Raw genomic sequence first — 13,215 nt, forward strand, 5'->3', positions numbered from 1 at the left:
GGATTATAAATGGCTGGTTATTTTTCAGTTTTATTGGTGCTATTAACTTTGGGCTCAGGCTTAATATGGTTAATGAGATCACTTACTGTATGCACCTAAAAGGCAGGCGTTTTTAGATATAGCGCAAAAGTCTGCAGGTGCGCCGTTAGATGACGAAACAGCTGCATTAATAGCACCAGAGCCAGTAATAACAGAAACGGCAAAGTCGATTTTTCCGATGATTGCTGCGATTACTATTTTTAGATCATTTATCTTTGAACCGTTTCAAATTCCATCGGGTTCAATGATGCCTACGCTGCTAGTTGGTGATTTTATTTTAGTGCAAAAGTACTCATATGGAATAAAAGACCCTGTTTGGCGTACCCAATTAGTTGATATGGGTGAACCTGAACGTGGTGATATTGTTGTTTTTAAATACCCGTTAGATGAAAAAGTTGACTATATTAAACGTACAATAGGTTTACCTGGCGATAAAGTTGTTTATCGTGATAAACGTTTATATATTCAGCCAAATTGTAAAGAAGGCGAAACCCAGCAGGGTGAGCTTTTATGTAATGAATTCAATAAAATTGATTTTAAATTAATTAATGATAACGAATTTAAACAAGGCCCAATGCCTCTAGCTCGCGTAAATGAAAATTTAACAACAGTTACGCATGATATTTTAATCAACCCACAAGCGCCTGAAAGAAAAGGGCGTTATTACCAGCAACCGGGCACGCCTTCTGATGAATGGACTGTTCCTGCTGATCATTATTTTATGATGGGTGATAACCGCGACAACAGCCAAGATGGTCGCTTTTGGGGCTTTGTACCAAAAGAAAACTTGGTGGGTAAAGCTGTCTTTATATGGATGAGTTTTGAATTTGAGAATGGCCCTGATGATATTTTACCAGGATGGGTTCCAACTGGTGTTCGCTTTGAGCGCCTAGGTAATATTCAGTAACAATGAAAAAAAATGTAACAGAATTATATGACAAAATTGGCTATGTATTTACTGATCAAGGTTTACTTGAGCAGGCAATGACGCACCGCAGCCACAAAGGTCAACATAATGAGCGACTAGAATTTTTAGGTGACTCTATTTTGAGCTTTGTGATTGCTAATGCACTTTATGCCAAATTCCCTAAAGCGCGTGAAGGTGATTTAAGCCGTATGCGCTCAACACTTGTACGAGGTCAAACTCTTGCCGAGTTTGGTCTTGAATTTGGCTTGGGCGATTATTTACGCTTAGGTCCGGGTGAGCTTAAAAGTGGCGGATTCCGTCGTGAGTCAACGCTTGCCGATGCAGTAGAAGCAATTATTGGTGCTGCATTTTTAGATTCAGGTATCGACCGCTGTGGCGAGCTTATATTAGCGTGGTATGAATCTCGCTTGGATGCTATTTCACCAGGGCTTAATCAAAAAGATCCGAAGACCCTGCTGCAAGAGCATCTACAAGGCCGTAAGTTGCCTCTTCCAGGTTACACTGTGGTTGATACTAAAGGCCAGGCACATAATCAAACATTCACGGTTGAATGTATTGTTGATGGAATGGATAGCATAATTTCTGTTGGTAGCTCACGCCGCAAGGCTGAACAAAAAGCTGCCGAAAAAGCATTGAAGATAATTAAAAATGAATCTTGATACCCTAATACAGCCTCGTGAAGGTGATGTAGATACGTTTTGTGGCATGGTCGCAATTGTAGGACGTCCAAATGTTGGTAAATCGACTTTACTCAATGAGATCATTGAGCAAAAAGTAAGTATTACCTCACGTAAACCACAAACAACGCGCCATCGTATTATGGGTATTCATACCGAAGGTAAACATCAAGCTGTTTACATCGATACGCCAGGGCTACACGTTGAAGAAAAGCGTGCTATTAACCGCTTAATGAACCGTGCAGCGTCTAGCTCAATCGGTGATGTAGAGCTTATTATATTTGTAGTTGAAGGCACTCACTGGAATGCTGATGACGACATGGTACTGAACAAAGTATCGCAAAGTGGTAAGCCGGTATTATTGGTTATTAATAAAATAGACCAAGTTAAAGACCGCGATCTTGTATTGCCTCATATGAAGTGGTTAGGCGATAAGTTTGATTTTGTTGGTATTATGCCAGTGTCTGCAAAACAGGGAAAAAATATAGACTTAATCAAAGCTGAAGTAACTAAGCGCTTACAACCGTGTGAGTTTTACTTCCCTGAAGATTACGTCACAGACCGCTCAATGCGTTTTATGGCGGCTGAAGTTATCCGTGAAAAATTAATGCGCTTCATGGGTGAAGAATTACCGTATTCTGTTACTGTTGAAATTGAACAGTTTAAATGGCAAGACAACGGTATTTGGCATATCAACGGATTAATTCTTGTTGAGCGCGAAACACAAAAACGCATGGTTATTGGTAATAAAGGCGAAAAGCTAAAAACCATTGGCCGTGAAGCCCGTAAAGACATAGAGGAAATGCTTGATAACAAAGTATTTTTAGAGCTTTGGGTGAAAGTTAAATCTGGTTGGGCTGATGATGAACGAGCACTACGAAGCTTAGGTTATGGTGAAGACTAAACCAATAATTAGTATTATCTATGGATAGCGACTTCTACACTGCTTATTTATTGCATCGACGTCCTTACAGTGACTCACAAGTAATGCTTGATATGCTTGTAGAAGGCGTTGGGCAACTTAGAATGATTGCACGCATTAGTGGCCGGCAGGCCACTAAACATAAAGCTCAGTTACAACCTTTTCAACCACTACTTGTCCATTACAGTGGTAAATACGATCTAAAATACATCAATAAGTTTGAGCTACATGGCACACCACTTTTTTAAAAGGTGATGAGCTTTATTGTGGCTTTTATTTAAATGAATTAACTAACCGAATAGTGCCTATTAATGAACCTATAGAACAGGTTTTTCATCTTTATAAAACGCATTTAGAAAACCTAAACAGTGGGGCTAATTTACAAGCTGTACTTCGCTCATACGAGTTTCAATTATTAGAGCTACTTGGCTATGGCGTCGATTTTAGTTTTGATGCCAGTGGTGAACCAATAGACGAGACGCAAACGTATAGTTACTTTCCTGAGTTTGGTTTTTTAGTGCAAGAAGATACGCGTTCTGGCTTTAGCGGTTTACAACTAAATGCGATAGCAAATCATGACTTTAGCCAAACTGATGTGTTATATATGGCAAAACAATTAAGTCGATATTTATTAAAGCCTTTGTTAGGTAATAAGCCATTAAAGAGCCGTGAGCTTTTTAGTGCTTCTCAATAATCGTAATTTTACAGGTAAAATAATGAAAGATATTCTTTTGGGTGTAAACGTTGATCATATTGCAACGCTTCGCCAAGCGCGTGGAACTACATATCCAGACCCTGCTCATGCAGCCAGTGTTGCTGAGCACGCAGGCGCCGACGGCATTACAATTCACTTACGTGAAGATCGTCGCCATATTCAAGACCGCGACGTTTACGTGATGGCTAAAACGATTCAAACACGCATGAATCTTGAAACAGCTGTTACCGATGAAATGATAAAAATAGCGCTTGAAGTAAAACCTGAGTACGTGTGTTTAGTACCTGAAAAGCGCGAAGAATTAACAACCGAAGGTGGCTTAGATGTAGCGGGTAATATAGATAAAATTAAAGCCGCAACAAAAACGCTTACTGACGCAGGCATTAAAGTATCGTTATTTATTGATGCAGATAAAGTGCAATTAGATGCAGCCAAAGAATGTGGTGCTCCTTATGTAGAGATACACACTGGCGCGTATGCTGATGCAACAAATGATACCGATTTACACAAAGAGTTAGAGCACATTCGTGAAGGTGTTAAATACGCAGCGAGTTTGGGGCTGATTGTTAACGCGGGACATGGACTTCATTATCATAATGTAAAACCGATTGCAGCAATGCCAGAAATTTACGAGCTTAATATAGGTCATGCTATCATTGCTCGCGCCGCGATTGATGGATTGGAAAAAGCAGTCCGCGATATGAAACGCCTAATGCTTGAAGCACGAACTTAAGTTATTTTAGTTAAAAAGACACGCTTATTATAGCGTGTCAATTTCAGATTTTTCAGCTGATTTTGAATCGAGAAGTAAGCTTTCAAGTTCATCTTGTAGCTCAAAAAGCTCTGGTTCTATACTCTCAAGTATACATTCGCTCTTAAGTGATGTTTCGATGGTCTCTGCCAATGACTTAAGTCTTGGTACACCTGTGTAACAACACGCTCCATGGAACTTGTGGACAATGCTTAGCACTTGTTTACAACTGGTATCATCAATTGCTTTTGCAAGTAAGCTAAGTGTTTCAGGTATGCTTGATAACAGCATGTTGAGCATTTCAAGAGCAAGCTCATTTTTACCACCAGCACGTTGCAGTGCTAATGCCCAATCTATACGATTACTTTCGAAAGGAGCAGGGCTTTGTGGTACTTCATTTTTTGTTTTATCACGATTAACAGGTGTCTGCGGGCTATGTTCGCTGATTATCTGTTTCAACATGTCTTCATCAATAGGCTTGGTTAGGTAACCTTTAAAGCCATCTTTAAGTAGCTGCTCTTTTTCGCTATTCAGTGCATGAGCAGTCACTGCAATGATTGGTGTATCTTCGTTTAGAGATGACTCTTGAATAAGTTTACATGCAGTAATACCGTCCATAATTGGCATTTGTATATCCATAAAGATGACATCATATTTATGGCTTTTACTTAAACTATAAGCCTGTGAGCCATTATGAGCGGTTTCTATTACTTCAATCTGTTCACTTAATAAAGTATGGAGAAGCTTTAAATTAGCATCGTTATCATCAACGACAAGTACTTTAAGTGGAAGTAACTGGTGTTCATTCTGCTCAATATTATGAACAGGGTGGTCTAGTCTGTATGGTGCTGCAAGTACTTCACACAGTTTTCGGTGGTTAAGTGGTTTACTTAAACACGCATCAGCACCACTGCCTATAAACGCTTCTCGCATATTGTGCGAAACTGTATTTAACATTAAATATAAGTAGTCAGTCGATTCGCGAACTGATTTTACATAGCTTTTTAATTGCTGCATATCATCAACAGAAGCCATGTGACCTATTAAGCAAATATCGTATTTATGCTCTTTATTTGTTATAGCGTCTAAAAAACTGGTTTCGTTAAAGCAGGCTGTAACTGATGTTTGCCACTGTGTTAATAACGATAGAACAGCGTGATGAGTATGCTCATGCGGTTCTAAATATAAAATACGTTTACCAATGAGAGATTTACTCGGTAAATCGTTGGTAAATACGTGATTCGGTAATCTAAATATACTGTTGAATGTGAAGCACGTGCCGTTACCAGGTGCTGAGTTGAGTGTTATTCGGCCATTCATTGCTTCAACAATATGTTTGGTAATGATAAGCCCCAAGCCCGTGCCACCGAATTTTCGAGTAATACTCGAATCAGCTTGGCCAAATGGGGTAAACAGTGAGTCTTGTTTATTCATAGGAATACCAACACCCGTATCAGTTACTGAGACTAATAGAGAAGCACGCTCTTCATCAAGTAATCGGTAACTTACATCTACTTTTATAGAGCCTTTTTCAGTAAATTTTATAGCGTTACTTAATAAGTTTATAAGTATTTGTTTAAAACGAGTTGGATCGCCAGTTAAGTCATCAGGGACTTGTTGATTAATATAAATAGATAATTCAAGTTGCTTATCATGAGCACTCGGAGCGAGCAATGTCATTACTTCGTTTATGGCATCCCTAAGTTGAAACTGAATTGATTCAAGTTCCATTGCACCGGCTTCTAATTTAGAAAAATCTAAAATATCACTAATAATCGTCATCAGGCTATTTGCAGAAAGTTCAATTGTGTCTAAATAGTCTTTTTGGTGTTTATTTAGCGGTGTTTTATAAAGTTGTCGTGTAAAACCAATCACCCCATTTAAAGGGGTACGTAGTTCGTGACTCATTTTAGCTAAAAAATCAGACTTAACTCTGTTGGCATCTTGCGCTTCTTTTTTGCCATCGTGAGCTGGATATTTTGAGTTTCGTACTGCTCTAATGTTTCACGATAATCACTGGTTGCTTGATCGATGTTTTTTTGCATTTCATCTTTTTGCATTACCATTGTATGGGCTATCGTATTTAAACCTTCCCGCAATAGTTCAAACTCACCGATCATGGTATCAGTTAGTCCCGTATTTCTTTTTCCTTCAACCAACTTGTCGGTGGCAAGTACGAGTTTATTAAGCGGCGTCATAAACATACGACTAAGTCTTAATGCTAAAATAGCGGCAAACACCAAAGATAGAATAATAACAATACCGCTTATTAATAGCGCACGTTGTTGGCCTATTACAGCTTGATCTTTATTTAGCTGTAAAATAACCGTGCCTAAAGGTGATTGTAATTGACTCGGTTCCCATTTCAAATCTTGGCTAGTGTGATTGAAAATGGGGGTAAAAAACGTGACGAGTTCATCTGACTTTTGCACTTGAGTAGTATTTAAGTTTTGCATTGCTTTTTGATTAATTAACTTATCAAAAGAGCGATGATAATTACTGGTCATGATGAGCTGATTATTATCATCAAAAATGGCAATCGATTTTACTGTGGGTGAGTGCTTATTATGGGTATAGCTAATTAGTCGATTAAGTAGTTGTTTGTTTTTTTCTTGTAGTGGTTGTTCAAGCGCAATTGCTAAAGGCTCTGAAATAGTAGTCCCTTGTTGATATAAAATTTCATCAAGCTCAATGTAACGATTTATTGTAAAATACCCACCAAGTAACAATCCAATGATCACCGTCGGGATCAGGGTCAGTGTTAAAACAGAATCGCGTAAGCCTAATTTGGTCATAATGGAAGCATTTTTATCATTATTAGTATCCTTTGAGTATATACGGATCAACACCTATTCTCAAAGCATCTACCATCGTTGAAGATCAATTGTTTTAACCAATAATTATTTAAGGTAATGCCAAATGGCACAAATTTTTAAAGCTAAAAAACAGCCGCTACAAAAAAGTCAGTGGTACTTGATATAACAGCAATGGATCATCAAGGGCGTGGTATAGCTAAGCATAATAATAAAGTGTGTTTTGTTAGTGGTGCTTTACCTAACGAACAAGTTAAAGCAACAATAATCGATGATAAAGCCCGCTACAGTAGCGCGGCAACGCAAAAGATTATTAAAGCAAGTGATGCACGCGTAACCCCTTTTTGTGAACATTATAATCACTGCGGTGGCTGTCAATTACAGCATTTAGAGACAAGCCAACAAGTCATTGAAAAACAAACGGCGGTTAACCAGTTATTTGAAAAGTTCGCCAAACAAAAAAACTTAAATTGGGAGGCGCCATTATTAAGCAAGTCAACGCATTACAGGCGCAGCGCCCGTATTGCTGTTATGTTTGATAAAGCGGCTAAAAAAATACGCGTGGGTTATAGGGCGAGTGGTTCTAAAAATATTGTTAGTATTAACCAGTGTGCAGTATTGAGTGAAGCATTCGCAGATGTATTTACACTTTTTGATAGTTTAATTAATCAACATAAGTCGCTGCACAGTATCAGTCATTTGCAATTGTGTGAAAGCGACGAGCACAGCTTTGTTGTTATTCGTCATACAAAAACAATCCCCGACGAGTTTAAAATATTAGTCGAGCAGGCTACTGCAAGTCATAAATATGAGATTGTATGGCAAAGTGAAAGTGACGTGATTGAACATTCACACTTTGCGATGCCGTATTATTATTTAAAAGAATTTGATCTTAAGTTTGAATTTGGTTTAGGTAATTTTATCCAAGTAAACGCGCAAGTTAATCAAGCTATGCTAAAGCAATCCGCAGACTGGCTTAATTTAAATGGCGATGAAAGCGTATTAGATTTATTTTGCGGCATTGGTAACTTTTCACTCGTGTTGGCAAAACAAGCAAAAACAGTTATTGGCGTAGAAGGTGTTACTTCAGCGGTTGCAATGGCGGCTCAAAATGCGCAAACTAACTCTATTACCAATGCCGAGTTTTATTGCTTTGATTTAACGCAAAAAATACAAAATGCGCCGTGGTTTAGTAAAGATTTAGATGTATTAGTGTTAGACCCATCTCGTACTGGTGCAATGGCTGTTTTAGAGCAACTACCTTTAAAGCAGTTTAAAACAATTTTATATGTCTCTTGCGACCCTGTTACTTTAGCCCGTGACAGCGCTATTATTTCGCAAGCAGGCTTTGAGCTTAATAAAATAGGGCTAATGAATATGTTTCCTCATACAGGACATATCGAAACTATGGCGTTATTTCAACGGAGGTAAAGCGCATTATGGTAGCTACACGTCAATCACATCAGCAAGTTGAAACAGGTGATTTTGCGACTCGTCTTAAAGTACTCAAACTTTGTGCTGAAAAGGCGGAGATGCTTAATCAAGCGCAAGCACTGTGTGTTAACAGTAATAGTCAGAGTCGACAAAATACAGCCATTGAAATGGTTGAGATTTTAGTTGAGTTAAATCTTGATGCTGAATCGTTAGCGACGGCGTATTTAACCCCATATTTTTTAGATGGCTTAGTGCCTTTAGAAGTGATCGAAGAGCAGCTAGGTAGCAATGTGGCCATACTGCTAACAGGCGTTGCGCAAATGGCGACTATTAGCACTTTATCGCATCAAGGCAAAGGCACGGTGCAAGTCGATAACATTCGAAAAATGCTGTTAACCATGGTTGAAGATGTCCGTGCAGTGGTTATCAAGTTAGCTGAGCAGGTTTGCCATTTACGTAACGTAAAAGATGCTGGCGAAGAAGATCGCGTTATTGCTGCAAAAGAAACTGCCGATATTTTTGCCCCACTAGCTAATCGACTCGGTATTGGGCAATTAAAGTGGGAGCTTGAAGATTTATCGTTTAGGTATCTTCGTCCTGATATTTACAAAAATATTGCTAAGCAACTCGATGATAAACGTTTAGCACGCGAAGCTTATATGGAAGATATGGTGGAGCAAGTCAAAAGCCGTTTGAGTGAAGCAGGCATAGAGGCTGAAGTTTACGGTCGACCTAAACACATTTACAGTATTTATAAAAAAATGGCGCAAAAAAACTACGAATTTGATCAACTGTTTGATATTCGTGCTATGCGTATTGTGGTTGAGCGCTTGCAAGACTGCTACGGTGCGTTGGGTATTGTGCATACCAATTGGCGTCATCTTAATAAAGAGTTTGACGATTACGTCGCGACGCCGAAACAAAACGGCTATCAGTCTATTCATACCGTGGTATTTGGCCCTGAAGGTAAAACTGTAGAAATTCAAATACGTACCCAAGATATGCACCAAGATGCAGAGCTGGGTGTGGCAGCGCATTGGATATATAAAGAAGGCGCATTACCAGGGCGCGGCTCGGGTTATGAGCAAAAAATTAGCTGGCTACGTAAATTACTGCAATGGCAAGAAGAAGTAGTTGATGGCGGCGATTTAGCTGAAGAGCTTAAAAATCAGGTGGTTGAAGACCGCGTATACATATTTACACCCAGTGGTGATATTATTGATTTGCCACTTGGCGCTACACCGCTTGATTTTGCTTATTATATTCATTCGAACGTTGGCCACCGCTGTATTGGTGCAAAAGTATTTGGCAAAATAGTGCCGTTTACGCATCAACTTACAACTGGGGATCAAGTAGAAATACTGACACAAAAGCAACCTAATCCGAGTAGAGATTGGTTAAACCCGTCACTAGGTTACATTAAGTCATCGCGTGCAAGAGCTAAAATACATCATTGGTTTAAGCAACTTGATCGCGACAAAAACTTAAGTGCTGGTAAAGAAATACTTGATAATGAACTGCAAAAATTAGGTTTAAGCTATAAAGCTCTAGAGCCAGCAATAAAGCGGTTTAACTTTAAAGAGCTTGACGATTTAATGGTTGCCATTGGTGCGGGTGATGTACGCCTCAATCAAATGCTAAATTTTGTTACCGACCGCACAGAAGACGAACCGGTAATTCGTATTAAAGCACCCAGTAAAGTAACGGGTGATAAAAACGGCATTGTAGTTGATGGCGTTGGTAGTTTAATGAGCCATGTTGCAAAATGTTGCCGCCCTGTACCTGGCGATGAAATTATCGGCTATATTACGCAAGGGCGTGGTATTGCGGTGCATCGTGAAGATTGTGACTCATTTAACCACCTTAAGGCACAACACCCAGAGCGTGTTATTGCAGTGAGTTGGTCAGACGATATTAGTGGTTCATATGCACTAAGTATTAAAATAGAAGCAACCGATCGTTCAGGGCTAATACGCGATATAAGCTCAGTACTTGCTAACGAAAAAGTCAACGTACTTAATATGAATGTAAATACGGTTGAAGATAATCAGTTAGCAGTGTTCACAATGCAAATAGAAGTACATGACTTATCGGGTACTAACCGTGTTCTTTCTAAGTTACACCAAATTGAAGGTGTACACGATGCCAAGCGTGGTCATTAACCATGAATGATAATGCAGCGCTTACACAACTTCTTAGCATAATGAACACACTGCGAGATCCCAAGGGCGGTTGTCCGTGGGATCTCAAGCAAGATTTTAAATCTATTGTGCCGCATACATTAGAAGAAGCATACGAAGTTGCTGACTGTATTGAGTCAGGCAACTTAGGTGAGCTTAAAGGTGAGCTCGGTGATTTGTTATTTCAAATCGTGTTTTATGCCCAACTAGCTCAAGAGCAAAACCTATTTGATTTTAATGATGTAGTTGAGCAATTAAACAGCAAATTGATCCGTCGTCATCCACATGTATTTGCCGATAAAAAAGTACTCACTGCTGAGCAATTATCGCAGCAGTGGCAAGCAATAAAAGCGCAAGAACGCAGTACCAGAGCAAAAAGCGAATCACCTTCCTTTTGGCAAGATATTCCTGCAAATATGCCAAGTTTAAGCAAAGCTAAAAAAATCCAACAACGCGTGGCTTCTCTTGGTTTTGATTGGCCAACGTATCATGGTGCTCTTGATAAAGTGAGCGAAGAAGTGCTTGAAGTAAAAGAAGCGATTGAACAGGACCCTTTGTCGGATCATACCGCAGAAGAACTTGGCGACTTACTTTTTGCAACCGTGAATGTAGTACGCCATGTAAAACGCGACCCTGAGCAACTTCTTCGCAGTGCCAATGATAAGTTTTCAACGCGCTTTGAAAAAGTCCAAGAGTATTTAAACGCACAAGGCAAAAGTTTAGATACTGCCACCTTTGAAGAAATGGATCGCGCATGGGATGCGATTAAAAAATTGTAATTAAATTATGCACGTTTTTTGTGCGCACATTTGCTATTTTTAGCTGGATTGATAAGCCGTGTTTTGGTACAATTTCGCCCCGTCTTGATGATATACCCTTAGGCTCTTCTTTGGGTGTTATATTCCTTTTAATTCCTGATATTCTAGGGTTCGCATGAGTACAAAATTTATCTTCGTTACTGGCGGAGTTGTTTCTTCGTTGGGTAAAGGTATTGCAGCAGCATCGTTGGCAGCTATTTTAGAAGCCCGTGGTTTAAATGTTACCATTTTAAAGCTGGATCCTTACATCAACGTTGACCCAGGCACAATGAGCCCAATTCAACACGGTGAAGTATACGTTACAGAAGACGGCGCAGAAACTGACCTTGATTTAGGTCACTATGAGCGTTTTATTCGTACCAAAATGACTAGTCGTAATAACTTCACACAAGGCCGTGTATACGAAGACGTATTACGTCGTGAGCGCCGTGGTGAATACCTAGGTGCAACTATTCAGGTTATTCCACATATCACTAACGATATTAAGCAACGTGTATACGACGGTGCTGAAGGTTATGATATTGCTATTGTAGAAATTGGCGGCACAGTAGGTGATATAGAATCACAACCGTTTATTGAAGCAATTCGTCAGATGGGAACTGAAATTGGTCGCGAACGCGCGCTATTTATTCACTTAACGTTAGTGCCATTCTTAGGCCCTGCCGGTGAAGTGAAAACTAAACCAACTCAGCACTCTGTTAAAGAGTTACGCTCAGTCGGTATTCAACCAGATATTCTTATTTGTCGTTCTGACCGTAAACTACCAAATAATGAGCGTGCAAAAATCTCATTATTTACAAACGTAGAAGAAAAAGCGGTTATTTCACTACCAGATGTAGACAGCATCTATAAAATTCCAGCATTATTAAAGTCGCAAGAATTAGATAATTTTGTATGTCGTCGTTTTCACTTAGATCCACCAGAAGCTGATTTAGCTGAGTGGGAACAAGTACTTTATCAAGAGTCTAACCCAACAGGTGAAGTGACAATTGGTATGGTTGGTAAATACATTGAATTACCAGATGCGTACAAATCGGTTAACGAAGCATTAAAGCATGCGGGCCTTAAAAACCGTTTAACAATTAATATCGAATACGTAGATTCACAAGATCTTGAAAGTAAAGGTGTTGAGTTACTCTCGCATTTAGATGCTATTTTAGTGCCAGGCGGCTTTGGCGGTCGTGGTGTTGAAGGTAAAATATTAGCGGCTAAATATGCGCGTGAAAATAAAGTGCCTTACTTAGGTATTTGTTTAGGTATGCAAGTAGCGCTTATTGAATATGCACGAAATGTTGCAGGCCTTAGTGATGCAAACTCAACCGAGTTTAATGCAAAATCTGCAGCACCTGTTGTTGGTTTAATTACTGAATGGCTAGATGCAGAAGGTAATGTTGAAACGCGTGATGCTGAATCTGATTTAGGTGGCACAATGCGTTTAGGCGCTCAAAAATGTCATTTAACACCGGGCTCTAAAGTACATGAAGTATACGGTAGTGATGAAATTGTTGAGCGTCATCGCCATCGCTACGAAGTTAACAACAACTTTGTAGAGCAATTAGAAAAAGCAGGTTTAAGCTTTACCGGTTTATCAGAAGATAAAAAACTGGTAGAAATTATCGAAAATAAAGATCACCCTTGGTTTATTGCCGCGCAGTTCCACCCGGAATTCACGTCAACACCACGTGATGGTCACCCGCTATTTGAAGGGTTTGTAGCAGCCGCTCATATCCACCAAAAAGCGTCATCGTAATTTAAAAAGGCCGTGCATATTGCACGGCTTTTTTGTTTTAAGGGCTGACTAATACCCATTTTATTAAAAACATGAGCATTGTATCGCATTAAATAACTCACTCACTGCGTTAAAAATTACTCATATAGAACAACTATATGTCATAATTTCTGCCTTGTTATTGAGCTATTTTCTTAGCGCTATAATAG

General features: G+C 39.3%; 6 protein-coding genes and 4 pseudogenes. 9 read left to right on the forward strand and 1 reads right to left on the reverse strand.

The window, feature by feature from the left end; translation table 11 throughout:
- Window positions 1-9: 9 nt before the first annotated feature.
- The 5 genes and pseudogenes from lepB to pdxJ all read left to right on the forward strand — a co-directional run bounded on the left by lepB (window position 10) and on the right by pdxJ (window position 4,014).
- Window positions 10-946 (forward strand): annotated as a pseudogene (lepB, locus tag P4S65_RS08545) (signal peptidase I).
- 2 nt (window positions 947-948) lie between these two features.
- Window positions 949-1,626, forward strand: coding sequence for a ribonuclease III (rnc, locus tag P4S65_RS08550; protein ID WP_007377527.1), 678 nt, complete (start codon window positions 949-951; stop codon window positions 1,624-1,626).
- On the forward strand, window positions 1,616-2,548 hold the full coding sequence (era, locus tag P4S65_RS08555) for a GTPase Era (protein ID WP_007377526.1): 933 nt from the start codon (window positions 1,616-1,618) through the stop codon (window positions 2,546-2,548). The genes rnc and era overlap by 11 nt, the downstream gene beginning before the upstream one ends.
- 20 nt (window positions 2,549-2,568) lie before the next feature.
- Window positions 2,569-3,260: pseudogene (gene recO, locus P4S65_RS08560) on the forward strand (DNA repair protein RecO).
- Window positions 3,261-3,282: 22 nt separating this feature from the next.
- The gene (pdxJ, locus tag P4S65_RS08565) at window positions 3,283-4,014 is read left to right on the forward strand and encodes a pyridoxine 5'-phosphate synthase (RefSeq protein WP_007377524.1); all 732 of its coding nucleotides are present in this window, start codon (window positions 3,283-3,285) and stop codon (window positions 4,012-4,014) included.
- Window positions 4,015-4,041: 27 nt separating this feature from the next.
- On the opposite strand, the pseudogene barA reads toward pdxJ, so the two are convergent.
- A pseudogene (gene barA, locus P4S65_RS08570) lies at window positions 4,042-6,827 on the reverse strand (two-component sensor histidine kinase BarA).
- A 124-nt stretch (window positions 6,828-6,951) separates the two neighbouring features.
- Here barA and rlmD point away from each other — a divergent pair.
- From rlmD to P4S65_RS08590, 4 genes and pseudogenes are all read left to right on the forward strand, one after another.
- Window positions 6,952-8,276: pseudogene (gene rlmD, locus P4S65_RS08575) on the forward strand (23S rRNA (uracil(1939)-C(5))-methyltransferase RlmD).
- An 8-nt stretch (window positions 8,277-8,284) separates the two neighbouring features.
- Complete coding sequence (gene relA / locus P4S65_RS08580; protein ID WP_008134814.1) at window positions 8,285-10,441, forward strand: GTP diphosphokinase; 2,157 nt, start codon at window positions 8,285-8,287, stop codon at window positions 10,439-10,441.
- Window positions 10,442-10,443: 2 nt separating this feature from the next.
- Complete coding sequence (gene mazG, locus P4S65_RS08585; RefSeq protein ID WP_008134813.1) at window positions 10,444-11,238, forward strand: nucleoside triphosphate pyrophosphohydrolase; 795 nt, start codon at window positions 10,444-10,446, stop codon at window positions 11,236-11,238.
- 154 nt (window positions 11,239-11,392) lie between these two features.
- Complete coding sequence (locus tag P4S65_RS08590) at window positions 11,393-13,027, forward strand: CTP synthase (RefSeq protein WP_033015319.1); 1,635 nt, start codon at window positions 11,393-11,395, stop codon at window positions 13,025-13,027.
- Window positions 13,028-13,215 lie beyond the last annotated feature (188 nt).

Source organism: Pseudoalteromonas sp. B131b (assembly GCF_037162545.1).
Classification (GTDB): Bacteria; Pseudomonadota; Gammaproteobacteria; order Enterobacterales; family Alteromonadaceae; genus Pseudoalteromonas; species Pseudoalteromonas fuliginea.